This window comes from Mesorhizobium sp. M8A.F.Ca.ET.057.01.1.1, from assembly GCF_003952565.1.
Lineage (GTDB): Bacteria > Pseudomonadota > Alphaproteobacteria > Rhizobiales > Rhizobiaceae > Mesorhizobium.
Map to the genome: position 1 here is coordinate 2,937,969 of NZ_CP034454.1, position 23,775 is coordinate 2,961,743.

25 protein-coding genes and 2 tRNA genes are annotated in these 23,775 nt (G+C 62.4%); 17 read left to right on the plus strand and 10 right to left on the minus strand.

What is annotated here, in order from left to right; genetic code table 11:
• Positions 1-10: 10 nt before the first annotated feature.
• Together EJ077_RS13695 and EJ077_RS13700 are read right to left on the minus strand one after the other, a co-directional pair.
• Positions 11-1,252, minus strand: a complete 1,242-nt coding sequence (locus EJ077_RS13695) for a tyrosine-type recombinase/integrase (protein WP_208702599.1) — start codon at positions 1,250-1,252, stop codon at positions 11-13.
• A gap of 156 nt (positions 1,253-1,408) precedes the next feature.
• A complete protein-coding gene (locus EJ077_RS13700; RefSeq protein WP_208702601.1) occupies positions 1,409-2,068 on the minus strand; it encodes a JAB domain-containing protein in 660 nt (219 codons plus the stop codon).
• Between the two features lie 255 nt (positions 2,069-2,323).
• On the opposite strand from EJ077_RS13700, the gene EJ077_RS13705 reads away from it, so the two are divergent.
• The gene (locus tag EJ077_RS13705) at positions 2,324-2,707 is read left to right on the plus strand and encodes a hypothetical protein (RefSeq protein ID WP_208702603.1); all 384 of its coding nucleotides are present in this window, start codon (positions 2,324-2,326) and stop codon (positions 2,705-2,707) included.
• Positions 2,708-2,733: 26 nt separating this feature from the next.
• Here EJ077_RS13705 and map read toward each other — a convergent pair whose 3' ends face one another.
• Positions 2,734-3,561, minus strand: coding sequence for a type I methionyl aminopeptidase (gene map, locus EJ077_RS13710; RefSeq protein WP_208702605.1), 828 nt, complete (start codon positions 3,559-3,561; stop codon positions 2,734-2,736).
• 199 nt (positions 3,562-3,760) lie between these two features.
• Here map and EJ077_RS13715 point away from each other — a divergent pair, with 199 nt between their 5' ends.
• The 8 genes from EJ077_RS13715 (at position 3,761) to EJ077_RS13750 (ending at position 8,141) form a co-directional block, all read left to right on the plus strand.
• Complete coding sequence (locus EJ077_RS13715) at positions 3,761-4,180, plus strand: hypothetical protein (RefSeq protein ID WP_208702607.1); 420 nt, start codon at positions 3,761-3,763, stop codon at positions 4,178-4,180.
• 110 nt (positions 4,181-4,290) lie between these two features.
• Positions 4,291-4,530 (plus strand): hypothetical protein, encoded by a 240-nt coding sequence (locus tag EJ077_RS13720; RefSeq protein WP_208702609.1) that lies wholly within the window; start codon positions 4,291-4,293, stop codon positions 4,528-4,530.
• A 194-nt stretch (positions 4,531-4,724) separates the two neighbouring features.
• Positions 4,725-5,021, plus strand: coding sequence for a DUF982 domain-containing protein (locus EJ077_RS13725; RefSeq protein WP_127276690.1), 297 nt, complete (start codon positions 4,725-4,727; stop codon positions 5,019-5,021).
• 165 nt (positions 5,022-5,186) lie between these two features.
• Positions 5,187-5,450, plus strand: coding sequence for a DUF6074 family protein (locus EJ077_RS13730; protein ID WP_208702611.1), 264 nt, complete (start codon positions 5,187-5,189; stop codon positions 5,448-5,450).
• 348 nt (positions 5,451-5,798) lie between these two features.
• Positions 5,799-7,025 carry a pilus assembly protein TadG-related protein gene (locus EJ077_RS13735; RefSeq protein ID WP_208702614.1) on the plus strand — a complete coding sequence of 409 codons (1,227 nt, stop codon included), beginning with the start codon at positions 5,799-5,801 and terminating at the stop codon, positions 7,023-7,025.
• Between the two features lie 6 nt (positions 7,026-7,031).
• Complete coding sequence (locus tag EJ077_RS13740) at positions 7,032-7,472, plus strand: TadE/TadG family type IV pilus assembly protein (RefSeq protein ID WP_208702616.1); 441 nt, start codon at positions 7,032-7,034, stop codon at positions 7,470-7,472.
• A gap of 103 nt (positions 7,473-7,575) precedes the next feature.
• Positions 7,576-7,929, plus strand: coding sequence for a TadE/TadG family type IV pilus assembly protein (locus tag EJ077_RS13745; RefSeq protein ID WP_245458738.1), 354 nt, complete (start codon positions 7,576-7,578; stop codon positions 7,927-7,929).
• Positions 7,930-8,065: 136 nt separating this feature from the next.
• Positions 8,066-8,141: transfer RNA gene (locus tag EJ077_RS13750), tRNA-Cys, on the plus strand.
• A 96-nt stretch (positions 8,142-8,237) separates the two neighbouring features.
• Here the strand turns inward: EJ077_RS13750 and EJ077_RS13755 are convergent.
• The 5 genes from EJ077_RS13755 to phaC form a co-directional block, all read right to left on the minus strand.
• On the minus strand, positions 8,238-9,377 hold the full coding sequence (locus EJ077_RS13755) for a hypothetical protein (RefSeq protein ID WP_208702618.1): 1,140 nt from the start codon (positions 9,375-9,377) through the stop codon (positions 8,238-8,240).
• A 525-nt stretch (positions 9,378-9,902) separates the two neighbouring features.
• A complete protein-coding gene (locus EJ077_RS13760; RefSeq protein WP_245458739.1) occupies positions 9,903-10,724 on the minus strand; it encodes a sterol desaturase family protein in 822 nt (273 codons plus the stop codon).
• 528 nt (positions 10,725-11,252) lie between these two features.
• Positions 11,253-11,327: transfer RNA gene (locus EJ077_RS13765), tRNA-Glu, on the minus strand.
• 288 nt (positions 11,328-11,615) lie between these two features.
• Positions 11,616-12,866 (minus strand): YcbK family protein, encoded by a 1,251-nt coding sequence (locus EJ077_RS13770; protein WP_208702620.1) that lies wholly within the window; start codon positions 12,864-12,866, stop codon positions 11,616-11,618.
• Positions 12,867-13,081: 215 nt separating this feature from the next.
• Positions 13,082-14,917 carry a class I poly(R)-hydroxyalkanoic acid synthase gene (gene phaC, locus EJ077_RS13775; RefSeq protein WP_208702621.1) on the minus strand — a complete coding sequence of 612 codons (1,836 nt, stop codon included), beginning with the start codon at positions 14,915-14,917 and terminating at the stop codon, positions 13,082-13,084.
• A 98-nt stretch (positions 14,918-15,015) separates the two neighbouring features.
• On the opposite strand from phaC, the gene EJ077_RS13780 reads away from it, so the two are divergent.
• From EJ077_RS13780 to recJ, 8 genes are all read left to right on the plus strand, one after another.
• The gene (locus EJ077_RS13780; RefSeq protein WP_208702622.1) at positions 15,016-15,408 is read left to right on the plus strand and encodes a hypothetical protein; all 393 of its coding nucleotides are present in this window, start codon (positions 15,016-15,018) and stop codon (positions 15,406-15,408) included.
• 62 nt (positions 15,409-15,470) lie between these two features.
• Positions 15,471-16,688, plus strand: coding sequence for an LL-diaminopimelate aminotransferase (locus EJ077_RS13785; RefSeq protein WP_127872635.1), 1,218 nt, complete (start codon positions 15,471-15,473; stop codon positions 16,686-16,688).
• 37 nt (positions 16,689-16,725) lie between these two features.
• Positions 16,726-18,039, plus strand: coding sequence for a homoserine dehydrogenase (locus tag EJ077_RS13790; protein ID WP_208702623.1), 1,314 nt, complete (start codon positions 16,726-16,728; stop codon positions 18,037-18,039).
• Positions 18,040-18,156: 117 nt separating this feature from the next.
• Positions 18,157-18,513, plus strand: a complete 357-nt coding sequence (locus EJ077_RS13795) for a hypothetical protein (RefSeq protein ID WP_208702624.1) — start codon at positions 18,157-18,159, stop codon at positions 18,511-18,513.
• A gap of 67 nt (positions 18,514-18,580) precedes the next feature.
• Entirely contained in the window at positions 18,581-18,748 is a 168-nt protein-coding gene (locus EJ077_RS13800) for a Thivi_2564 family membrane protein (RefSeq protein ID WP_081295122.1), read from the plus strand.
• Positions 18,749-18,949: 201 nt separating this feature from the next.
• A complete protein-coding gene (gene glpX / locus EJ077_RS13805) occupies positions 18,950-19,933 on the plus strand; it encodes a class II fructose-bisphosphatase (protein ID WP_208702625.1) in 984 nt (327 codons plus the stop codon).
• Between the two features lie 72 nt (positions 19,934-20,005).
• Positions 20,006-20,206 carry a DUF6434 domain-containing protein gene (locus tag EJ077_RS13810; RefSeq protein ID WP_245458740.1) on the plus strand — a complete coding sequence of 67 codons (201 nt, stop codon included), beginning with the start codon at positions 20,006-20,008 and terminating at the stop codon, positions 20,204-20,206.
• A gap of 144 nt (positions 20,207-20,350) precedes the next feature.
• Positions 20,351-22,132 carry a single-stranded-DNA-specific exonuclease RecJ gene (gene recJ / locus EJ077_RS13815; RefSeq protein ID WP_208702626.1) on the plus strand — a complete coding sequence of 594 codons (1,782 nt, stop codon included), beginning with the start codon at positions 20,351-20,353 and terminating at the stop codon, positions 22,130-22,132.
• Positions 22,133-22,155: 23 nt separating this feature from the next.
• Here the strand turns inward: recJ and EJ077_RS13820 are convergent, their stop codons facing one another.
• On the minus strand, positions 22,156-22,713 hold the full coding sequence (locus EJ077_RS13820; protein WP_208702627.1) for a dihydrofolate reductase family protein: 558 nt from the start codon (positions 22,711-22,713) through the stop codon (positions 22,156-22,158).
• A gap of 87 nt (positions 22,714-22,800) precedes the next feature.
• Positions 22,801-23,772 (minus strand): patatin family protein, encoded by a 972-nt coding sequence (locus EJ077_RS13825; RefSeq protein ID WP_208702990.1) that lies wholly within the window; start codon positions 23,770-23,772, stop codon positions 22,801-22,803.
• Positions 23,773-23,775 lie beyond the last annotated feature (3 nt).

The window sequence follows — 23,775 nt, forward strand, 5'->3', positions numbered from 1 at the left end:
TCGGGCTGGCTCATGCCGCCGCCTTCATGCGCTTCTTCGCAAGCATGGCGCGGACGAATTTGTCCCATTTCGCCATGCCGGCACGCTTCTCCACCATGTAGTTCCAGCGGTCGTAGTGCTTTGAGCTGACGTCCTGCAAGGCGTGGTTCTGCAGGCGGTCGCGGATCTCCTTCGGCACACCTGCTTTGCCGGCCAGTGTCTTGAAGGTTCGACGCAGATCGCGGTTCGTCACGTAGGGAATCACGCCACGATCACGCTGGCGCCACATGAACGAATAGAGCGTGCCATGGCTGACGGGCTTGGAGGGATCCTTGGCCGACGGGAAGAGCCAGCCGTACTCGTTGACGTTGATTGACGAGATTAGCTCTGCGGCCAGATCCGGCACCGGAACGGCATGGGGCTGGTCGTTCTTGGTCTTGGACCAGTCGATAATCTTCTCCTTAGCGTCCCATTGCTCGATGTGAAGGTTCGCGATCTCCTCGACCCGCTGACCGGTCAGCATGAGGATTCGGACCGCACGCGTATAGGGAGGATGGACAGGCGTATCGGGGCACTCCAACCAGCGATAGAGCTGGATCCACTCGTCCTCATCGAGCCAGCGCGTGCCCAGGACCTTGGGCTCGGTCGGGATGCCTGCTGCTGGATTGAACGGGATGCGGAAGCGCCGAGCGGATTGCTGCCGATAATCGTTGTCGGACTTGATGCCCCAGCTAAAAGCGGCGTGGATATAGGATCGTACGTGATCGGCCATCGACCTGGCGCCGCGGTCATAGATCGGGCGGATCAGTTCGATGATTTCCTCGGACTCGATCTCGCGGGCGAGACGGTTGCGCCCGAGCGTGTCGGCAATCTTGTTGAGACCCTTCTCGGTTTCCTTCCAGGAGGGTTTGTTCGCGGCCTTCAACGATGCGACGTAACCCTCGAAAAGATCGGCGACGGTGCCGGGGCGCGTGTCGGTGGCGATCTTTATGCTGCGACCTTTTTGGATGACGTCGGCGAAGTCGCGCTTGAAGATTTCGCGGGCCTGGCCGAGCGTCATTGACGGATAGGCCCCGAGCTTCTTCTTGGTGCGCTTTCCGTCGCGCCACTGCTGCGCCATCCAGTCGGCCGTCACGCGCTTCGGCATGGGCTTGAGGACAAGGACGAGACGTCCCGTGCCACGGCCTTCGCCATCGGCGAGGTTTTCTTGCTTCTGGCTCACTTCGACCCGCTTCAATGCATGTCGGATCGCGGTATCGGTTAGGCTTGGCATTGCGTTTTTCCTGTTCCGCAACTGGGATCGGTCGAGGAGAAACGGGGATCGTTTTCTGGGAGCGGAAAGCCGTTTTCTATCCCTTCAACCGCGCCCAATTTGCCATAACCGCCCCCAGTACGCAATCCGCAAAAAACCGCCGAAGCTATTGATGATTCAGTGGTATCGAGCGTGATCCAGCGTGATCGAAACGGGGGTAGTGGGGTGGTTGTGGACCAGGATGATCGCTGTGGCGGACAATTCGAGCGCGCGCTTGACCACTTCCCTGGGATAGACGGGCGTGTGGTCGACCGTGCCGGTCTGCTGCACTTCGTCGGATATCAGCGCGTTCTTCTTGTCGAGGAACAGGATGCGGAATTGCTCGCGCGCCTCGAACGCCATGGCCGAGCGGCAATAGTCGAGAAGCTGCTGCCATGAGGCCAGGACTTCGCGGCCGTGGATCTCGCCGCGCGCCATGCGCTGGGCGGTCGCCGCGACGACCTTCAGCTCGAGCGCCACGGCTGGGCCGATGCCCTTGACCTCCTGCAACAGGCCGACCGGCGCGCCGAGCACTTCGGCCAAGGTACCGAAGCGGGCCAGCAGCGCCTTGGCGACCGGTTTGGTGTCGGCGCGCGGGATCAGGCGGAAAAGCAGGAGTTCCAGCAGCTCATAGTCGGGCAAGGCATCCGGACCGGCCGAGGCAAAGCGCTCGCGCAGACGATCGCGATGGCCGAGATAATGCGGCTTTTCATCGGCTGCCGCCTTGGCTCTCGCCGCCGGCCGTACCGGCACCTCGGAGAAAAAACTCCGCTCGTCGTCGTCGCCTTGTGTCGCCATGTGCCGCCCATATCCAGCCCGCAGCTGAGCAATGATCGCTGATCCCCACGAAATACTAGGACGGCGGGCAGGGGCGGTCGAGGTCTTTTGTTTCAACGCTTTCAAACAGCCCGTAGCCGTCAGACAGCCCGGAATGGCTCCCCAGTCGGCGGCAAGGAATGAGTGGCCTCCGCCTTTCGCGCAATGTTGCGGCAATGGGGAGCGCACAAGCTCTCGGTGTCGTCATTGGTGGCGCCACATTCGGAGACAACCAAGATGCCCAGGCTCATTCGTATCCTGCTGCCCGCCGGGCTGCTTCTGGGCGTCAGTCCTGCAATGGCTGCCCCGGTGATCGATGCCGTAGCCGCCGTTAGCCGCCCCGCTCAAAACCTTCCGATCCATCTCATCCAATACGATGATCCCTGCACCGACGGTCGTTACGGCGACGGGAGGCCGCATAATTGCCGGGAGATCCTGCGCATGCTGGATCGCCGCGAGCCTTATCGGGAAAGGCACGACTATTACCTGCGCGAACGCTACGATCCATGCACCGATGGCAGGGTCAGCGATGGCCGTCCGCGCAGTTGCCGGGAAATAATGCGCTGGTTCCGAGACCAGGACGAGGACGAAGACTGGCGGCCACGCAAACGCCGGAAATAAACCATACGATAGAAGGCGACCGCCTCCTAGGCGGGCAAGCCGGGGCGGTCGAGCTTTTTGGGCGACAGCGTGAAGATCTCGCAGCCGGCGTCGGTTACGCCGACCGTGTGCTCGTATTGCGCCGACAGCGAGCGGTCGCGCGTCACCGCCGTCCAGCCATCCGACAGCACCTTCACATGCGGCCGGCCGAGATTGATCATCGGCTCGATGGTAAAGATCATGCCGGGGCGCATTTCAACACCTTCATTGGCACTGCCGTAGTGCAGGATGTTGGGGGCGTCGTGGAACAGCTGGCCGACTCCGTGGCCGCAGAAATCGCGCACCACCGAGCAGCGCTCGGCTTCGGCGTAAGTCTGGATGGCGGCGCCGATGGCGCCGGTGCGCGCGCCTGGCCTGACGGCGGCGATGCCGCGCATCAGGCATTCGTGGGTGACCTCGAGCAGGCGTTCGGCCGCCCGCTTGATCGTGCCGACCGGATACATGCGCGAGGAATCGCCGTGCCAGCCATCGAGGATGTAGGTCACGTCGATGTTGACGATATCGCCATCCTTCAGCGGCTTGTTGTCGGGAATGCCATGACAGACGACATGGTTGATCGAGGTGCAGGACGATTTCGTGTAACCGCGATAGTTGAGCGTGGCCGGCAGTGCGCCGTGGTCCATGCCGAACTCGAAGACGAAACGGTCGATCGTGTCGGTGGTGACGCCGGGGCCGACCATCGGCACCAGTTCGTCAAGGCAGCGCGCGGTGAGGTCGCATGCCTTGCGCATGCCGGCAAAGCCGTCCTCGCCATAAAGGCGGATCTGGCCGGTGTTTCTGAGCGGTGCCGTGGCGGCGTCGAGATAGGTGACCATTTTGTCCGTATAGAAGGTGGCGCGCCGCAGGAGTGCTGGCGCTGAGATGTCACCAGATTTGGCATTTGGGGGCGAAAGGTTCAAGGAAGAACTGCCTGATGCGGCTCCAGCGCCGGGATATTCGCTTGCCGATGCGATCCTTTTCCCGGTTTTGCATGGCGTTGCTTTCCTTTGTGGCCGTCCTGGGTTAGGGCGGGTGATGTTTTGGAGGTCGCACCCGTTCCCGGCGGTCAGGCGCATCAAGTCTCTTGAATCGCCACTGACGGCAGCCTGTTCATGTCTGATGGGCCTGGTGCTGCTGGCGATGCTGTGCCTCGGCCGGCCGGACACGCCCATTTCCTGGGATGCGCAAGGCGGCGCCAGCGTTGGCCTTGAACGGTCGGGTGAGGTCGCAGCGCTGCTGCGTGTCACCAACAAGGCCCAGGCGCTGGAGGTTCGCGGCGCCCGGCCGGTGCTTGCGAAGTTCGCCGGCGGCCACCCGGCCCTCCCGGATCCGCAGGCTGTCTTCCGTCGGCTCGCCCCGACGTCGCCGGAGATGTTTGTCGCCGGCCATGGGCCGGTCTGCGCGCCCCGTGTCAGCACCAACCAGCCGCGTGCGCCTCCCTCCACGCGAGCCTGAGCGGTCCGGACCGCACGTTCACCTCCATTCCAAGCCATTCGCGTCGCAACCCGTGCGGCGGCCAACAGCCGCGCATTGGTGGCGCGGCGCGTCATTTTCGGATCATTGCGATGCAACAGCGTATCAAGACATTCAAAAGCCTGTCACGCGCGGCCTCGGCTGCTTCATTTCTTTCCGTCCAGGCCCTCATCGGTATCGGAACCGTTTATTGGGAGATCGCCGAGACGCTCTATTTGTCGGGAACCGGAGCGCTCATCCTCGGCGCCCTGTTCGCCTTGCCGTCAGCCTACGTTCTGCTGACGGTGGCGCGTATGGCCTTCGACGCGGAGACCGACCCGGCCAACCAGTGACCGGAGGGTTCCACACGCCCGTGTTCGAAAGTTCACGGGCGTCTGCTGGTCCTTGCCGCAGCAAACGGCCGCGGTTGACTGCGGCAAAACGTCCGCTTCCGCAGTAGCGACACATTCTCACGGCATAAGATGCTTCGAGCAACTATTTACGATGAGCGGCGTTGCTTGGACGATGCCGGTTCGGGAGATGTGGGATGGACAGATTGCAATTCGAGGTGCCGGTGCGCATCGCACCAGGTCCCGGCTTGCCCGTCGAGGAAATCTACGGCGTCGAGCAGGCGCTCGATTTTCTGCAGGACTGGCCGGCACGCCGGCAGGGACCGGTGTATCAGAAAGCCTTCAATGCCTGTTTTGGCGCGACCGTGGATGTGGTCAAGACCGAAGACGCCTGCCGGGCGTTCATGGCGTTCTGCCGCGTCACCGGACTGATGGCCGGCGACATGATGGCACCACGCAAGCGCGGCGGCGAGGCGAGAGCACTGCAGGCCTGAGGGCCGCGTCGAATGGCGTAAACCAGTTCAGCTTCGAGTGCGTATGACAATGCGCGTGCGGCGATACATTGGCCGGCGCCGTTAAGCTTCCGTTTCCACCTTCGCGGTTAGCCATTGCTTGTTCGGCAATGGTTGATTCGTTGCGTCAGTTTCATGGTTCGGAAGATGTCCCCAGAAAAAGTCCGTGCGTTCCCGATCGATCGTCAGCTATTCTTGGTCAGGGAAGTTGCCGCCAGGCTCGGCAATCTGCATGGCGAGACCGCTACCTCGTTCTGGAAGGCAAAAGCGGCGGAGTTGCTCGATCTCGTTGTCGGGACGGGCAGGGACAGAACGGCGGCCAGTGACGAAGTACGCAGGTTTTTCGTCGCCGTACAAAGAGAGCTGTCGGGTGGGTCGGTTGCTGAGCCGGCTCCCGTTCTTTCTGCCTGAAGCCGGTGTCATCCCAAAGATCGCGCTACCGGTTCGCGTTTCCTTGGCTCATCGTTCGTGTCGGCCACTGCCGGTGCCGTCGCATGTTGTTGGGAGCCAGACGGACGCTGGTCCAGCTTGCCGTGATAGGTCCTAGGCTGGGCCACTTGATCCTGTCCCATACCGGCTCCCCTTGCAGTGCTTCGCGTGGTCGTTTCGTCAGGGAACGGTAAATCACCGGGCGCCCGGCCGTTGGCTTCCTGTTCGTTAGATAGGGCGGGCGTGCATCCATCAACAATGGCGGCCTTGATCAAAAATGAGCCAAAGTTTTTAGGCGTTCATTCATATATGCGTGCTTTCTAATGGATTATGGCGTTCAACTGCTTCACCCGGATCCGGCTCATGGCGGCCAGCATACGCCGCAGCAGAGCGGCGAATGTCGCCACCATCTTTGCCCTCACCCTGCCGATCGTCGTCGGCGCGGCGGGTTTTGGCGTGGAAACCTCCTATTGGTACTACAACAGCTTGAGACTGCAGGCCACGGCGGATGCCGCCGCCTACGCCGGCGCACTGGAGCAGATCTCTGGTTCGGATACGCCGACGATCGTCGCTGCCGCGACCCAGTCGGCGGCGACGAATGGTCTTGGCGCCGGCACGATCGTCGTCAATACACCGCCCGCATCCGGACCGAACACGGCCAAGAAGGCGGTCGAGGTCATCGTGGGCCAGAAGCTCGACCGGATGTTCACCTCGATCTTCACGCAGGGCCAGGTGCCTGAACAGGCGAGGGCGGTCGCCCTTATCACCAATGCCTCGAAGTCCTGCATGACCGCGCTCGATCTGACCGCCTCGCAGGCTGTACTGTTTTCCGGCAATACCAGCGTGAAGGTCACTGGCTGCGTAGTGATGGCCAATTCGAACGCTTCGGACGCCATCAAGCTCCAGGGCTCGGCAGCACTGCAGGTCGATTGCCTGATATCGGCGGGCGGCGTTTCACTGAGCAATCCGGTCACCACCATTTGCCCGGCCCCGATCACCCAGGCGCTGCCTGTCGCCGATCCATTCGCCGATCTGCCGACCCCGGCCGCTTCAAATCCCTGCCAGAACACCAACAAATCGACGCTGAAACCCGGCACCTACTGCAGCGGACTCAGCCTTAGTGGCAGCGTTACCCTCCAGCCGGGCGTCTATGTCGTTCAGGGCAATCTCAAGATAAACGCCAACGCTTCCGTCACCGGCAGCGGGGTGACCATCTTCATGGCAGGCAGTTCGACGGTCAGCATGAATGGCAACGCCTCCGTGCAGCTCAGTGCGCCGACTTCGGGCGCCTATTCAGGCGTTCTGTTCTATGGCGACAGGGCCGGCAGCAGTGCATCCAGCACCTTCAACGGCACAGCCGACTCGCTGCTGACGGGGGCCATCTACTTCCCAAGACAGCAGATCAGCTATCTCGGCAATTTCTCGGGCAATGGCGGCTGTACCCAAGTCGTCGCCAATACGATCCAATGGTCAGGCAGCTCAACCATCAATCAGGATTGCACCAGCCTCGGAATGCGCGACATTCCGGCCGCGCAGTCCGTGGCATTGGTCGAGTAACCTCTCATGGAACGCGGATCAAAGCCGATCCTTGCCGACCTTTCGGGCGTTGCCGCGGTCGAGTTCGCATTGGTGCTCCCTTTCCTGTGCGCAGCGCTGCTCGGCATCCTGGACGGCTGGTCTTACGTGACGAGCTCACTGTCCATGCGCGCCGGCGTCAAGACCGCGGCAAATCTGATCATGGCGGGATCGACCGATGATACGGCAACCCAGGCCGTTGCAATCGCGAGCTGGGAAAAGCGGCCGACGGACGGCCAGGTCACTCTAAGCCGGATCTACATGTGCGGAACGACCGTGGTCGATGCTTCCACCTTGTGCAGCGGGCCGAAGGCGCCATCGGTCTACGTTCAGATCCAGGCATCCGCCACCTGGGACCCGCCGGTTACATTCGGCGTCTTTTCCGCCTCCAGCACCATCGGCCACCTGGAGGTGATCCGTGTTCGCTAGGGCTATTCCAGGAAAGGTGCCTATTGGGCTTCCTTCCGGAATTGCGTCGATAGATAGCGCAAGAGCAAGCTCGTTCAGGCGCAATCGGTCCGGCGGAGCCGGATTGGAATTCGCGCTCATCGCGCCTTTCCTTATCATGCTGTTGTTCGGAATCTTTGCCTTTGGCTGGTCGATGAACGCTGTCTCGAGCGTTCGCTATACGCTGGAGACGACGTCGCGTTCGCTGCAACTCCAGAACACGATGTCCCAGGCTGCCCTCCAATCGATCGCGACGCAGAAACTGCAGGCCCTGGGCCTGCAGGATGTCAACGTCACGATCGCCATCGATCCGGTGAGCGGCGGCTTTCGCATGGCGCATCTGACCGCCACCTATGCCTTCGTCATAGACTTCCCTTATTTCAACGCCTTCCCGATCAATTACGCGACAACGGTTACCGTGCCGCTGGTCGGCAGTTAGACACGCAGTCTGTCCAGACCACGAAGCTGCTGGCTCGAGCCCCGCGGTCAGGCTCTTTTCCGCAATGGGTGTTGCCGAAATTTTTACCCAAGACATCAAGAATCCTTAAACTTCTGCACGTTACCAAAGCACGCATGGCCTCGTGGCGGAGCGGCTACGCTAGAGACTGCAAATCTCGGAAGCCTCGGTTCGATTCCGAGGCGAGGCCTCCAAAATTCCGAAGCAAATGGACTGGATCGGGCGGGAGTAAATCCCATCCCCGGTTCATTTCCGTCACGCCGGGCGATTCCACGTGGCCGCAAAAAGCTCTATCGGAACAGGTATTTCGACACCTCGGGATTACCGCGACGCCACATCACATTGTCCAGGAAGTAGTGGTGCACGTTGATGAAAATCAACACGATGAAGAAGAACAGTGACGATCCCAGGACCTCCTGGTCATAGGGGATAAGGGCCGTCAGCGCGGTCGGAATCAGCCAGAAACCCAGACCGCCGAGGAGGAGGCCAGCACTGATGAACTCCAGAAGCCGCACCCTGTAGGCCGGACCAAGAATGGACAGGATTCCGGACGGCGGAACTTTCTCGGCATCGCGCCCGTCACGCTCGACATTGCTCTGGTAACGCCAGACCACCGCCAGGTACTGCAAGGAATGGAGCGCCGGCACCACGAGCAGCCAGAGCGGATTTGTCCTTACAATCAGAATCCAGAGATATAGCGACGCGACGTAGGCGGTGACGCCGTTATAGGGCAGGCCGCCGCCGTTCCTGCTCCAACGATTGATCAGCATCACGGCAGTGGCGGCCGTGGACGCGGCTGCGGCCGACAGCGCAATCGCATTGAGCCATGCAGGGGTGGCAAACGTATAATACTCCAGCCCCAGGTATTTTCCCTGGCTGACCGCCGTGTTCGTCTGAAGCCATGCGAACAGCCAGACGGCATAGCTGTTGATCAGCAGGATTTTCTTGTCCGGATCGGTGAAGAACCTGCGCTTCAGGACGGCATCCACCATCAACATGCCGTAGCCTTGCTTGACGTAGTGCCAGCCGACGAAAAAGAACATCGCGTTGGCTGCGTTTCCCAACAGCCGGGCGTTCGCCGTGATCGAGCCGTAGGCAAAAAATGCGCCCATGAGCAGGGGAACGACGATGCCGGCGAAGATGTAGCGGACCTGGAGGTTCCTGTCGTAGCCGTCGCCGCGCAGCTTCCGCCCGAAATTGCGATAGAAGAGTTGGTATGAGTGGGCGAAGTGCGGATAGTTGATCACATAAGCCAGCAAAAGCATCGTCGCCGCCACGAGACTTTCGTACCTCAGCGGCACGAAGTACAGCGCTGGCAATATCAGAAATGCGCTGCCGCCAAGCATCAGAAAATCCGCGAGCGGACCAAAGAGATATTTTGGGGGGGTTGCCGCGGGAGCGCGTACATCAGCCGAAAGGTGAACTGTCATATGAGCGCTCCCTTCGCACCATTTAATCACCGGCCCGTCCGCTCGACAAGATAGACGAGCCGAGCGGTCAGCGCGAAGGCATGGCTGCAGCCGATCTCGTAACCCGCCATATTGTCGCGGTGCCGCCCCTGCCAAATCGCATTAGCCAGGCATTCGCCGCTTAGGATCGTGAGCGAGAGCGAGGTCTGATAGACTGGGGTTGGTGATCAGGAGGAACGCGCTGTAGCGGCCTCGCAAGCCCGCTTTTGCCGCACCGATCCACCATCCCGCCGCGAGCGAGAGAGCCGAGACCCGCGTTGTCATTTGAGGATGAAGTAGATTGGAATCAGGATGGAAAAAGCGGCGACGCCAGTGAGAAATAGGTTTGTGATCATGCACCGTCGCGGTGCGCGGCGTACACGAAATGTCGGTATCTACGCAAAACCCGCCCCCATTATTGCCCCAAGCGAGCATCGCGTAATCATGGCAGGAGTGCAAGCATCGTCTAAATTAGGAGTGCGCAATCATTTAGCCGTAGCGCAAGCTTCACGGTTCCGACCGCGGTCTATCGCCGGTCATGTCCGCCTTGCGCGGCACCAGGGGATAACCGATCTGGCCAAAGATGTTCGAGGGGATCGGATCGTCGACGCCGTACTTGGCCGGCATTGAGGCTGTAGGCACGCGATAGGTGCCAAACACCAGGTCGATGAGCGCCAGTTGGCCGGCGAAGTTGCGGTCATAGGCGGCTCGCTCGCCGGCATGGTGCCAGTGATGAAACTGCGGACCGGCGATCAGCCGGGTCAGCGGCCCGAAGCCGATCTTGATGTTGGAATGGACCAGCATCGTGTGCCCCATATAAATCACCGAATAGAGCGCGATGGCCTCGCCGCTGAAGCCGAGCAGGAACACCGGCAGCAGCGCCGTTGCCTTGGTGACGATCTGGTCGACGGGGTGGACGTGGAAGGCGGCGAGGCAGTCCATTTCCTCGACGCTGTGATGGATGGCATGGAAGCGCCAGAGGATCGGGACGGCATGAAACGCGCGGTGCGCGGCGTAGACGCCGAGATCGGTCAGCACGATGACTTCCAGTACCTGCATCCAGGTCTGTTGTCCCGCCACCGCCGTTGTCACCCCGTCCGGCACCAGCAAGGCGATCGCGCTGAAGATCGGCACGAAGATCAGGCCGCCGACGAAGTTGACGACGAAGCCGTTGAAGGCCGCGTAGGACAGGTCGTTGAAAAAGCCCTTTCGAAAAATCCGTTGCAGCCGCCGCAACGGAAACAGCCGTTCCAGCGGAATGAAGATCAGCAGGCCGATCGCGACCGCCTTCAGGCCGAACAGGTCGGCGATCTGCTGTATCGCATCCACGCCCCCAACCCTCCCAACGGACAGAGAGGATATCCAAAGCACCACGATCATCGCCGTGCAAGGCGGAAGGTGTACAGGAGGTTAATTCCTGTTCGGCGCTAGGTCAGCCAAAGCGCGTAACGCTTTACCCATGCCTCGTCTCTTTGACGCCTCAGTTCGTATTCCGGCACCAATGCCGAGTTTACCACGGCGGCTGGATGCTTCGGCCATATATGATCGCCGGCCTTCTGCACGCCCCAAATGGCGATCAGCACGACGGTCGCTACACCGCAGACTCGTCCAAAAGATAGTCGTTCCATCGGCAACGGTCCCCTCTGCCGCCAGGGATGATGAGCAAATAGTCCCAACAAAACATGAACAGGCGGTCCGCTGAACGGTCCTCGCCGCCCGACCAAGGGCTGGACACCATGGAAAGCCGGCGCCGGTATTCCTCCGTCCGCAGCCGAACTGTTCAGGCAAATTCCCTGGCGTTATTCGTCGGATATTCGACGCATCGTCTCAAAAAGGGAGCTCAGTGCTTGAAAGATCTGGTACGCCCAAGGGGAATCGAACCCCTGTTACCGCCGTGAAAGGGCGGTGTCCTAACCGCTAGACGATGGGCGCGCTCAGACGAAGCGGCTTATACTGACGTTGCGCGCAACCGGCAACCCGTTAGGTGCCGCCTTGGACAACTTTTTTCCGGCCTGCCAAATCAGCTATTTCACGAGGGTTCGCAGGGCCTGGCAATTTGCGGTGACGTTGGTCGCTTCGCCATCCTCGGGTCGTCGCGACAAGGCTTCGCGTCTGCTTCGTCCAAGGTGACGAAGTCGAGTCGGCTTCGGCCGATCTTGAAGGTTTCACGGGAACGATATTGGCGAGCTAGTTGCCAACAGGCTCAGGCCATTGACGCTGTCAGCCGTCGCCACCGCCGCTGCGCCGGCGGCAGCGCCAGTTCCAGTCGCGCTCAGGGCCGACGTCGACATGGACCGATTCGGTGTGGCAATAGGTGCCGACGCCGCCGCGGCCGGGCATGGTCCTGATGTAGTTCGCCAGCTCCCATTTGGAGACGCCGGGCACCTGGATGTCGGCGGCGGCGCAATACATGTGCAGCGAATTTTTGGCGCCGTTGGCGCGGCGGTTGCGGGCCGGGTCGCGATAGCCGGAGGTCACCATCATCTTGCGACCGTAGTGCCCTTCGATCGTCTTCAGCACGCGCACGAGGGACGGCTTCAGGCAGGCGACGTCCACGCTCTCATTCTGCTTCAGGAGACCGTTGGGGGCCAGGCGGGCCATGCCGGCTGCCGACGCTACCTGATAGCTGCCGCCCGAACCTTCGTCCTCGTTGAGGTCGACGTCGCTTTCGTCGTCGAGGCCGGATTTGCGCTTGATCTCGAACAGGGCCGTCTGGCGCACGCCGGGCAAGGCATCGCTGCCCGTGATGTGGCCGGCTTCGTCACCGGTCGAAGCCAACTGTATCGGCTTTGCCGTGGAATCGGCCGAGGCCAAAGTGATGATCGGCTTTGCCGCTGCCGGAGCGGGCTTGGCCTGCACGGCCGGCTGTTCGCCCGATCGTGTGTTGACCAGCGGGGCGGGCGTCGCCGAAGCGGGGGTGGCGCCGAACATCGAGGCCAGGAAGCCTTTCTTCTTCGGCGCCTCGGCTTGCGGCGCCTCGCCGGCGGTCACATAGACCGGATTGTTCATCACCGGTGCCGCGGCCGGCTTCGGCGCCGTCGCGGCGGCATCGGCGGCGGCGATCTTCTGGGCGACGGCGTCGGTCTGCTGCGCCGTCTGTACCGGCTGCTGCAAGGCCTGCGGCGTCTGCCCCGCGATCGTTTCCACGCCGGCCGGCGTGGTGAGTGGAAAGGCGGCCTGGGGCTTGGCAATCGGCACGTAGGCAACCGTCTCGGGGAGGGCCGCGTCGCTTTCGCTCATCACGGTCGTCTGCTCCGTCGCCACCTGCGACGACGAATCGGCGGCGGCGAGGGGCTTGCCCGTGGAGGCGGCGTGGATGTACGACGCGGAAGCATTATAGCCCGGCATTCCAACCGACATCGTCGGGTCGCCAGCCGATGTGCAGGAGGCCAGAAGCACGGAGCAGAGCGCTGCCACAATGGCGCGGCGTTCTCCCTTTGCGAGGCTCCATCCTGCTGATTTCAAAATCAAATTCCCCCTCGATGTCCGGTCGGTACATCCGTGTCGCTGACTGGCATGTCCGCGTCAGGGTGACCTTTGTCTCCGATCCGGAAACGAGACCTGTGTCAAATCAGCAAGCCTGTAAGTATTTTTGCAGCGATTGCCGAATTGCGGCTGCCTGATGGTTGACGACACCATTTCGCCCGCTTTTAGGGGGCCGTCAACTCACCACACATTACAGTCCGTTACACACGCACCTTGACATAGGTACCGGGAGCATCGCCCAAGGTTTTCATATGCTTGCCGGGTTTGCGGGCAGGTACGCGGGTGTTGTCCTTGGCCTCTATCCAGCTTTGCCAATGCGGCCACCAGGACCCGGGATGGTCCGTGGCTCGGGCTACCCACTCGTCGAAGTCGCCTTCCGGCGGGCCGCCGGTCCAGTACTGGTACTTGTTGGATGCGGGCGGATTGACGACGCCCGCTATATGCCCCGATCCCGCCATCACGTACTCGACCGGGCCGCCGAAATATTTCGAGCCGAGGAAGACGGACAGCGCCGGCGCGATGTGATCTTCCCGGGAGGCGAGATTGTAGATGGGAATGGTGACATCGCCGAGCGAGACCGTGTGGCCCGCCAACTCCATCGTGCCGCGCGAGAGGTTGTTCTCGAGATAGCAGTTGCGCAGGTAGAAGGAATGGTTGGCCGCCGCCATGCGGGTCGAATCGGCGTTCCAGTAGAGCAGGTCGAAGGGCAGGGGATCCTTGCCGCGCATGTAGTTGTTGACGACATAGGGCCAGATCAGGTCACCCGAGCGCAGCATGTTGAAGGCGGTCGCCATCTTGGTGCCGTCGAGATAGCCTTTTTCGTTCATCGACTTTTCCACCGCCGCGACCTGTTCCTCGTCGACGAACACTTTCAAATCGCCGGCATGGGTGAAGTCGACCTGCGTGGTGAAAAAGGTCGCCGACTTGATGCGGTCGTCGCCTTCCCCAGCCATCAGCGCCAGTGCCGCCGCCAGCAGCGTGCCGCCGACGCAGTAGCCGATCGCGTTGACGTCGCGTTCGCCGGTCGCCTTCTCGATCGTGTCGAGACCGTATTGCAGGCCCTCCCGGATATAGGCTTCCCAGTTCTTGGCGCCGTGGCGTTCGTCCGGATTGATCCAGGAGATGACAAAAACGGTGTGGCCTTGCTCGATCGCCCAGCGGATGAAGGATTTCTGCGGGTTGAGATCGAGGATGTAGAACTTGTTGATCCAGGGCGGGCAGATCAGCAGTGGGCGCTTCAGCACCGTCTCGGTCGCGGCATCATACTGGATGATCTCGGCGACATCGCTGCGGCCGACCACCTTGCCGGGCGTGGTGGCGATGTTCCTGCCGATCTCGAAGGGCGAATAGTCGGCCTGGCGCAATTTCAGGTCGCCCTTGCCCGCGGCGATGTCCTCAGCCAGCATCTTCATACCGCGCACCAGGTTTTCGCCGTTTGAGGCGACGGTTTCGCGAAACAATTCGGGATTGGTCAGGATGAAATTGGACGGCGAGATGGCGTTGGATACCTGCTTGACGTAGAAGCTCGCCTTGTGACGGGTATGCTCGTCCAGGCCTTCGGCGTGGTCGACCAGTTCGGACGCCCAGCGTGAGGTGACCAGATAGGCCTGCTTGAGGAAATCGAAGAAGGCGTTGCGGCCCCATTCCGGATCCTGGAAGCGCTTGTCGCCGCGCTCCGGCTTGACGGCATCGTCGGCGTCCTCGGCGTTGGGGCTGACGCGCTGGATGGCGTTCGCCCAAACCGTCATATAGCCGGCGAAGAGCCGCGTCTGCGCCTCGAGCGCGCGCTGCGGATCGGCAAGCCAGTATTCGCTGAGCTTGGAGAAGGTCTTGACCATGTCGACGACCGGCTCGGCGACATGGTCGCGCACCTCACCCTTTTCGCGCGGCTCGGCCCAGGCGGACGCCGCCTTGCCGGCCTGTTCGATCATCCGCGCCATGTTCAGCGCGAAGCGTTCCGGGTCCTTCACCAGATATTGCTCGACCGTCGAAGGTCCGCCATCTTCCGCTTTGCCCGAATCGGGTGTTTTGGACATGGTTCGCGGGGTTCCTCCGGAAGCGTTTTCTTGACATATTAACATGGGACATCCGACAGGGTCCAATCTCGCTCTACCCCGGCTGCCAAGGAAACAATATGACGATTAAGTTTGGCGAGACTGTTTTTTTCGGTGCCGGCCATTTTTGCCGCATCGGCGCGGCGATCATGTTCCTGGCCATCGCCGGATGCTCGAGCACGAATACCGGCGGTCCGGTGCCGATGGCCACCGACGCGGGTCCGAAGGATACCGGCACCTTTCCGAACCTCAACATCCCGCCGCAAGTGGCGGCGAAACAGTTCACCGAGGCCGAGAAGAACGCCAAGCTGGCCCAGTTGAAGGCCGACGAGAACGCGCAGCGTGCCAAAAGAGGCGGCGCGGCCGTCACCAACCAGGCGGCGTTGACCGATCTCGCCAAGAAACATGGTCCGCAGACGCTGACGCAGATCGAAGGCAAATGCGACCCCGCCCTCGACCCTACCTGCAAATGAGTATATAGCGCGCGCCCAATGCCCTAACATATCCTGGGCTCCCTTTGCTGTCTGGAACTGCCATGGAAGAATTTCACAAGGTCCGCCGGCTTCCGCCTTATGTGTTCGAGCAGGTCAACCGGCTCAAGGCCAGCGCCCGTTCGCGCGGCGCCGATATCGTCGACCTTGGCATGGGCAATCCGGACCTGCCGACACCCAAGGCCATCGTCGACAAATTGTGCGAGGTCGTGCGCGATCCGCGTACGCACCGCTATTCCTCATCGCGCGGAATTCCCGGCCTGCGCCGCGCCCAGGCGAACTACTATGCCCGCCGCTTCGGCGTGAAGCTCAACCCCGACACCCAGGTGGTGGCCACGCTTGGCTCGAAGGAAGGCTTCGCCAACATGGCGCAGGCGATCACCGCGCCGGGCGACGTGATCCTGTGCCCCAATCCGACCTATCCGATCCACGCCTTCGGCTTCATCATGTCGGGCGGCGTCATCCGTTCGCTGCAGGTCGAGCCCGATGACGGCTTCATCCCGGCGCTCGAGCGCGGCGTCCGCCATTCGATCCCGAAGCCGCTGGCGTTGATCCTCAACTATCCGTCGAACCCGACAGCGCTGGTCGCCTCGCTCGATTTCTACAAGGATGTGGTGGCCTTCGCCAAGAAGAACGACATCATCATCCTATCCGACCTTGCCTATTCGGAAATCTACTTCGACGGCAATCCGCCGCCTTCCGTGCTGCAGGTGCCGGGCGCCATGGACGTCTGCGTCGAGTTCACCTCGATGTCGAAGACCTTCTCCATGCCCGGTTGGCGCATGGGCTTCGCCGTCGGCAATGAGCGGCTGATTTCGGCGCTGACCCGGGTCAAATCCTACCTCGATTACGGTGCCTTCACGCCGATCCAGGTGGCGGCCGCGCACGCGCTCAATGGCGACGGCGCCGATATCGCCGAGGTGCGTGACATCTATCACAAGCGCCGCGACGTGATGGTCGATGCCTTCGGCCGCGCCGGATGGACCGTTCCCGCACCAGCGGCCTCGATGTTCGCCTGGGCGCCGATCCCGGAGCCGTTCCGCCATCTCGGCTCGCTCGAATTCTCCAAGCTGCTCATCGAACACGCCGATGTGGCGGTGGCGCCCGGTGTCGGTTTCGGCGAGCATGGCGATGATTTCGTGCGCGTGGCGCTGGTCGAGAACGAGCACCGGATCCGCCAGGCGGCGCGCAACATCAAGCGCTTCCTGTCGACCAGCGCCAAGCAGCCCAACAATGTGGTGCCGCTTTCCGCCCACCGGTAAATACAAATTCGATCTGATTTGAGGGGCGTCGCCTTCCATGGCTGAAGCACTGCGTGTTGGAATTGCCGGACTCGGCACAGTCGGCGCATCGGTGGCGCGCGTGTTGCGCGACAAGGCGACGGAACTGACCCGCCAATGCGGGCGCGACATCATCGTGTCGGCGGTTTCAGCTCGCGACCGGAAACGCGACCGTGGCATCGATCTGAGCGCCGCGAATTGGTTCGACGATCCGGTTAAGATGGCGCAGACCGCCGAGATCGACGTTTTCGTCGAGCTGATCGGCGGCGATGAGGGGCCGGCGCGGGCCTCGGTGAAAGCCGCGCTCGAAGCCGGCCGTCATGTCGTCACCGCCAACAAGGCGCTGCTTGCCAAGCATGGCGTGGCGCTTGCCGAAATCGCCGAGAAGAAGGGCGTGCTGCTCAACTACGAGGCCGCTGTGGCAGGTGGCATTCCCGTTATCAAGACGATGCGCGAAGCGATGGCCGGCAACTCGGTCAACCGTGTGTTCGGCATCCTCAACGGCACCTGCAACTATATCCTGACCCGCATGGAGGCCGAGGGCGTCTCCTTCGACGTCGTGCTGAAGGATGCGCAGCGGCTGGGCTATGCCGAAGCCGATCCGACCTTCGACATCGAGGGCCATGACACCGCGCATAAGCTGTCGATCCTGACCAGCCTAGCCTTCGGCACCAGGATCGCGGCGAACGACATCTACATGGAAGGCATTTCCAACATCACCCAGGCCGACATCCGTGCGGCCGGCGATCTCGGCTACCGGATCAAGCTGCTCGGCGTCGCCCAGCGCACGGAGAGCGGCATCGAGCAGCGCGTCCATCCAACTATGGTGCCGACGGCTTCCGTCATCGCGCAGGTGCATGGCGTCACCAATGCGGTGGCCATCGAGACCGATATTCTGGGCGAGTTGCTGCTCTCCGGCCCCGGCGCCGGCGGCAATGCCACCGCCTCGGCGGTCATCGGCGACGTCGCCGACATCGCCAAGAGCCGGCCCGGCTTCCAGCATGGTCCTGTGTTCGGCCGGCCGGCGAAGGAGTTGAAACCCTACAGGAAGGCGCAGATGCGCAGCCATGCCGGCGGCTACTTCATCCGGCTGACCGTGCACGACCGCATCGGCGTGTTCGCGGCGATCGCCAAGCGCATGGCCGACAACGATATTTCCCTGGAATCGATCGTCCAGCATGCGGTCAGCGGCGAGGCGGCGGCGCAGAAAACGGTGATCCTCGTCACCCACGAGACCACCGAAGCCGCCGTGCGCAAGGCCGTCGACGGCATCACCAAGGACGGCCATCTGACCGACAAGCCGCAGGTCATCCGCATCGAGCGGGCAGGGTAGCAGGCCCCCGGAATCGCCGGGCATAACCACCGCCGGCGCATTTCGGTTCGATGAGGAAGCCCGGAACGAATTGGCGTCGGCGCCGTTTTCTTGGTCAGCAACCAAGGGAGCCGCTTCATGGCCGATACCAACAAATCCGACAGCCCTGACATCGGCGACATCCAGAAGACGCTGGAAAAGCAGATCGCCGACCTGCGCAAAGAGATCACCAAGATCAACAAGAGCATTTCGGCGCGCAGCGCGGAAATGCTCGATGATGCCAGCGAGCAGGCATCGGATTTCTACGAGACAGCCGCTTCGCGTGCCTCGCGGACGGCACAGCAGTTGCGCAGCCAGGCCCAGGCGGTTTCGGACGTCGCGCGCGAAAATCCGGGCACGACGACCGCCGTGATCGGCCTTGTCGGCCTGCTCGGCTTTCTGGCCGGGATCGCCGTCGGCCAGTCGATGAACGACACGTCGCGCCGCTGGTACTGAGCGCGCCGGTATTGAGCCGGCGCTGCCGGCTCGTTTCGTTTCAGGACATCATTTGAAGGAGGGCACCATGGCTTCGTCCGTGTTGATCGGCATCCTGATCACGTTTCTCGTCATCATTCTCGTTCTCTATCTGGTGCAGCGGCTGCCGCTCGACGCCAGGATGAGGCAGATCGTGCAGATCATCGTCATCATCATCGGCATTATTTCGCTGCTCAAATACCTCGCGGTTTTCTAGGCCGCCAAGAGCTGCAATTTCCCGCTTCGTGTCGGCCCGGTTCGTCTCGAACCGGGCCGGCATTGTTTCAAGAATAGGTTTAATCGATTGATATTGCTATCCTTTCGATAAAGCCGCCGGCAGGTCTTGCCGCTGTCATGCTCGTTTGACAAAACAAGCGCGCCTCCGGCGGGAGGCGGCATCAAACGAGGATTTGCCGAAATGAATGTGGCCCAGAATATCGTCGCCGGCCTTGACCGGATACTCACCATGGAATTGGTGCGCGTCACCGAACGAGCCGCCGTCGCGGCCGCCAGACTGCGCGGCCGCGGCGACGAAAAGGCCGCCGACCAGGTCGCAGTCGACGCCATGCGCGAGGAGCTCAACCGTCTTGCCATCAAGGGGACGGTGGTAGTCGGCGAGGGCGAGCGGGACGAGGCGCCGATGCTCTATATCGGCGAGGAGGTCGGTACCGGCAAAGGCCCGGCGGTCGATATCGCGCTTGATCCGCTCGAGGGCACGACGATTTGCGCCAAGAACCTGCCGAACGCGCTCGCCGTGATCGCGATCGCCGAGAAGGGCAGCCTGCTGTTCGCACCCGACGTCTACATGGACAAGATCGCGATCGGCCCTGGTTATGCCGAAGGCGTCATCGACATCGATGCCTCGCCGGCCGACAATATCGCCAGCCTCGCCCGGGCGAAGGGCGTCGCCGTGTCCGACATCACCGCCTGCATCCTCGACCGGCCGCGCCACGCCAAGCTGATCGACGCCGTACGTGCCACCGGCGCAGCGATCCGCCTCATCGGCGACGGCGACGTCGCCGGCGTCATCCACACCACCGACCCGGAAGAAACCGGCATCGACATCTATCTCGGCACCGGAGGCGCGCCGGAAGGCGTGCTGGCCGCGGCCGCGCTGCGCTGCACCGGCGGCCAGATGCAAGGCAGGCTGATCCTCGATACGCCGGAGAAGATCGCCCGCGCGGCAAAGATGGGCATTGCCGATCCGAAGCGGGTTTATCGGGCCGAGGACATGGCACGCGGCGACGTGCTGTTCGCGGCCACCGGCGTCACCGACGGCAACATGCTGGCCGGCGTCAAGTTCGGACGCACCTACATCACCACGCATACGATCGTGCTGCGCTCCTCGTCGCGCACCGTGCGGGAGATCAAGGCCCGGCACCAGGATCTGGATAAGTTCTAGACCTGCTTGCGGAGCCGGGTCGCAGTTGTTAGCCATTGACGGCATCCGAACCTGGCGGCGCAAGGATTGACGATGAAGGCGTTTGACCGGCACGCGGATCCGATCCTGCGTGCCACTCCCATCACAAAATCCTATCGCAACACCCTGAACGCGCGCCGCTTTCTCACCCGTGAATGCGGCGACACGTTCGGGTTCGATCGACCCTTCATGGAGATGCAGCCGAAGAATGGGTCCGGCGACAGGCTGAAAAGCGGAAAGCGTAGTTCTTCTTGAATTTCTTCTGCGACGGTTACTGCCGCGACCGCTTGGCTTTGCCGGCTTTAGAGTATTGTTTGTGCATGTCGTTATCCCCAAAACCGCTGCACACTTTTGGGCGACATGCATTATCCTGCGGCCAACCATGAGTTGGCAAAGCGCATGACGGGCGAAAGGCGCCTCTTCCTCGATGTCAGGCAGTCAGCTACCGGTCTCTCCTGGGAGCACCGGCTAACCGAACGGCAGGACATGATCGCGCTCGCCATCGCGCAAGGCCATGGCGTGCCAGACATCGTCGCCCGCGTTCTTGCCGGGCGCGGCGTGACCGCCGATGAGACCGAGCGGTTTCTCGACCCGACGATCCGCGACCTGTTGCCGAACCCGGCCTCGCTGACCGACATGGACAAGGCCGCCATCCGCATCGCCGCCGCCGTCGTGGCCCGGGAAAAAATAGCGATCTTCGGGGACTACGACGTCGATGGCGCGGCCTCGTCGGCCTTGCTGAAGCGGTTTCTCGCGCATTTCTCGGTGCCGTCGGAAATCTATATCCCGGATCGTATTTTCGAAGGCTACGGTCCCAATCCCGATGCCATGCGCGAACTGGTATCGCGGGGCGCGACGCTGATCGTCACCGTCGACTGCGGCACCAACAGCGCCGCCTCCGTCGAGGCAGCCAAGGAGGCGGGCGCCGATGTCGTGGTGCTGGACCACCACCAGGTTGGCGGCGCGCTGCCGGCGGCGCATGCCGTCGTCAATCCCAATCGCGACGACGACCTTTCCGGGCAGGGCCATCTCTGTGCAGCCGGCGTGGTCTTTCTCGCTCTGGTGCAGACCGCGAAGGTTCTGCGCGCAATGACCGACGCCGCGCCGCCGGACCTGCTCTCCCTGCTCGATCTCGTGGCGCTTGCCACCGTCTGCGACGTGGTGCCGCTCACCGGCGTTAATCGCGCTTTCGTCGTCAAGGGCCTGCAAATGGCGCGGCAGCAGAGGAATGAAGGGATGGCTGCGTTGGCGCGGGTGTCGCGCATCGGCGAGCCGATCAGCACCTTCCATCTCGCCTATCTGATCGGCCCACGCATCAATGCGGGTGGGCGCATCGGCGATGCGGCGCTTGGCAGCCGGCTGCTTGCAACGGATGATCCGGTCGAGGCGCAGACCATCGCCGAGACGCTCGACCGGCTGAACCAGGAGCGGCAGCTGATGGAGCAGGAGATGCTCGCAGCCGCGCGCGCCGAGGCCGATGCCGAGCTCGCGGGCGGCAGCGGCCCGGCGATCGTCGTCACCGCCAGCAACAACTGGCATCCCGGCATTGTCGGCCTGCTCGCCTCGCGATTGAAGGATCATGCACGCCGGCCGGCTTTCGCCATCGCCTTCAACGCTGTGGGCATCGGGACCGGCTCCGGCCGTTCGGTGTCGGGGTTCGACCTTGGCCGGCTGGTGCGCGAGGCTGCCACTGCCGGGCTCATCGTCAAGGGCGGCGGCCATGGCATGGCCGCCGGTATCACCGTGGAGCGCGCAAGGCTGGGCGAGCTCAGGGCCTTCTTCGAGGAGCGGGCGGCTGCAGACGTTTTCCGGTTGCAGGATGAGGAAAGCCTGGCGATCGACGGCGCGCTTGCCGCTGAAGGCGCGACGCTCGGCCTGCTCGACGCGCTGGAAAAGGCAGGCCCGTTCGGCGCCGGGCATGTCGCGCCGGTTTTTGTGCTGCCGCGCCATCGGCTGGTCGATATCAGGCCGGTCGGCACCAACCATATTCGCGCTGATTTGCAGTCGGAGAGCGGCGGCCGCATCCAGGCGATCGCCTTTCGCGCCGTCGACACCGTGCTTGGCGAATTCCTGTTCAAGAACCGAGGCAAGACCGTGCATGTCGCCGGCTCGCTGTCGGGCAATCACTGGAATGGCAACCGTACGGTGCAGTTTCGCATCATCGATGCCGCGCGCGCGTAGCCGCGCGGCGGAAACCGGGCAATTCAGCCGGCCGGCGCATAACGCAGCAACGTCACGCCTTGGCTAAGACTTTGCGTGCCGAGCGGTTTCAGCGTCAGCGACAGGCCGGATTGGAAATATGGCTTGCCGCCACCCAGCACCACAGGATGGATGTAGAGCCGGTATTCATCGATGAACCCGGCCCGTGCCAGTGAGGCCGCAATGTCGGCGCCGCCGAGGATGACGAGGCCGTCGGCCCGTGCCTTGAGAGACTTTACCGTGTTCTCGGTATCGCCATCCACCAGCCGGGCATTGAGCCCGACTTGCTGAAGCGTGGTTGAGAAGACGATCTTCGGTGTCTCCCGCCACGCGCGCGCAAAATCCCGCTCGACCTCGGTGGCGCCGGTCTCCCGCTCAGGGCTGTCCCAGAAGCGCATGGTCTCGTACATGCGCCGTCCCGCGAGCACGGCGGAGGCCTGTCTCATCATGTCGTTGAAATGTTGGTGCAACTCCGCCTCGGGTACCGGCAAGCCGATGTCCTCGTCCGACCGGGCGATGTAGCCATCCAACGACGTCAGCATGGAATAGACAATCCTGGCCATCGGCACCTCCGCTTCGCACGGCGCAGATCACCATAACCAATTGCATGTTGCAATCAGTTTGTGCGGAAGAGAACAGAGCTTGATGATCTAGGCGAGAACCGTCTGCAACCGCGTCAGTTCGCCGATCTGCGCCATCGTCGCCTGGTAGCCGAGCTGGATCGCCTCGTCGGCCCGGTGGAATTCGGTCAGGCCGATATGGCTGAGCTTGGGCTGCAGCGACATGTCGGGCGGATCCCCGGCAAGCCTGGCGCGCGAAATGCGGTCCTGGATGATGTTGAAGGCTTCGACCATCACGCCGGTGATGCCCAGGCGCGTCTGGTGCGATTGGTGCTGGGCGTCGGCCTGGCCCGGCCTTGGCGCGTCCTTTTCGATAACCAGTTCGCCGGCACTGTGTTTGATCACGGCGGCGCGGCCGAAGAGGTCGTAGTGCAGGTTGACCGCCACGACGAGCGGCTGCTCGTAGGCGCGGCAGACCGAAACGGGCACCGGATTGACCAGCGCGCCGTCGACCAGCACGCGACCATTGCAATCGACCGGCTCGAACACGCCCGGCAGCGCGTAGGACGCGCGCATGGCCGTGATCAGCGAACCGCTCGACAGCCAGATCTCGTGGCCGGTGCGGATTTCCGATGCGACGCAGACAAAAGGCTTAGGCAGATCGTCGAAGCGGATGCCGGCCACATGCTCGCGCAGGCGCGCGTCCAGCTTCATGCCGCCGAAGAGGCCGCTGCCGCGCAGGTTGAGATCGAGCAGACCGAAGATGCGCCGCCTGGTGAGGCTGCGGGCGAACTCTTCGAGCTCATCCAGTTTGCCGGCAAGGTAACAGCCGCCGACCAGCGCACCGATCGAGGTACCGGCGATCATTGAAACTTCGATGCCGGCTTCATCGAGCGCGCGCAGCACGCCGATATGAGCCCAGCCTCTGGCGCAACCGCCGCCGAGGGCGAGCGAAATGCCTGTTTTCCTTGGAGATATTGTATCGGATGCGCCGCCGGCCGAGGACAGGCCGTTGGCCTCCCTGACGTCTGGTCTGCTACGCAATGACGCCCATTCGAGCATCAT

Coding starts and splice junctions, on each gene's coding strand:
- EJ077_RS13725 (WP_127276690.1), top strand. CDS start 4,725: ATGGACAGATTGCAATTCGAGGTGCCGGTGCGCATCGCACCAGGTCCC.
- EJ077_RS13720 (WP_208702609.1), top strand. CDS start 4,291: ATGCAACAGCGTATCAAGACATTCAAAAGCCTGTCACGCGCGGCCTCG.
- EJ077_RS13755 (WP_208702618.1), bottom strand. CDS start 9,377: ATGACAGTTCACCTTTCGGCTGATGTACGCGCTCCCGCGGCAACCCCC.
- EJ077_RS13740 (WP_208702616.1), top strand. CDS start 7,032: ATGGAACGCGGATCAAAGCCGATCCTTGCCGACCTTTCGGGCGTTGCC.
- EJ077_RS13810 (WP_245458740.1), top strand. CDS start 20,006: ATGAAGGCGTTTGACCGGCACGCGGATCCGATCCTGCGTGCCACTCCC.
- EJ077_RS13715 (WP_208702607.1), top strand. CDS start 3,761: ATGTTTTGGAGGTCGCACCCGTTCCCGGCGGTCAGGCGCATCAAGTCT.
- EJ077_RS13790 (WP_208702623.1), top strand. CDS start 16,726: ATGGCTGAAGCACTGCGTGTTGGAATTGCCGGACTCGGCACAGTCGGC.
- EJ077_RS13785 (WP_127872635.1), top strand. CDS start 15,471: ATGGAAGAATTTCACAAGGTCCGCCGGCTTCCGCCTTATGTGTTCGAG.
- EJ077_RS13820 (WP_208702627.1), bottom strand. CDS start 22,713: ATGGCCAGGATTGTCTATTCCATGCTGACGTCGTTGGATGGCTACATC.
- EJ077_RS13695 (WP_208702599.1), bottom strand. CDS start 1,252: ATGCCAAGCCTAACCGATACCGCGATCCGACATGCATTGAAGCGGGTC.
- EJ077_RS13780 (WP_208702622.1), top strand. CDS start 15,016: ATGACGATTAAGTTTGGCGAGACTGTTTTTTTCGGTGCCGGCCATTTT.
- recJ (WP_208702626.1), top strand. CDS start 20,351: ATGACGGGCGAAAGGCGCCTCTTCCTCGATGTCAGGCAGTCAGCTACC.
- glpX (WP_208702625.1), top strand. CDS start 18,950: ATGAATGTGGCCCAGAATATCGTCGCCGGCCTTGACCGGATACTCACC.
- map (WP_208702605.1), bottom strand. CDS start 3,561: ATGGTCACCTATCTCGACGCCGCCACGGCACCGCTCAGAAACACCGGC.
- EJ077_RS13730 (WP_208702611.1), top strand. CDS start 5,187: ATGTCCCCAGAAAAAGTCCGTGCGTTCCCGATCGATCGTCAGCTATTC.
- EJ077_RS13705 (WP_208702603.1), top strand. CDS start 2,324: ATGCCCAGGCTCATTCGTATCCTGCTGCCCGCCGGGCTGCTTCTGGGC.
- EJ077_RS13700 (WP_208702601.1), bottom strand. CDS start 2,068: ATGGCGACACAAGGCGACGACGACGAGCGGAGTTTTTTCTCCGAGGTG.
- EJ077_RS13735 (WP_208702614.1), top strand. CDS start 5,799: ATGGCGTTCAACTGCTTCACCCGGATCCGGCTCATGGCGGCCAGCATA.
- EJ077_RS13795 (WP_208702624.1), top strand. CDS start 18,157: ATGGCCGATACCAACAAATCCGACAGCCCTGACATCGGCGACATCCAG.
- phaC (WP_208702621.1), bottom strand. CDS start 14,917: ATGTCCAAAACACCCGATTCGGGCAAAGCGGAAGATGGCGGACCTTCG.
- EJ077_RS13800 (WP_081295122.1), top strand. CDS start 18,581: ATGGCTTCGTCCGTGTTGATCGGCATCCTGATCACGTTTCTCGTCATC.
- EJ077_RS13825 (WP_208702990.1), bottom strand. CDS start 23,772: ATGCTCGAATGGGCGTCATTGCGTAGCAGACCAGACGTCAGGGAGGCC.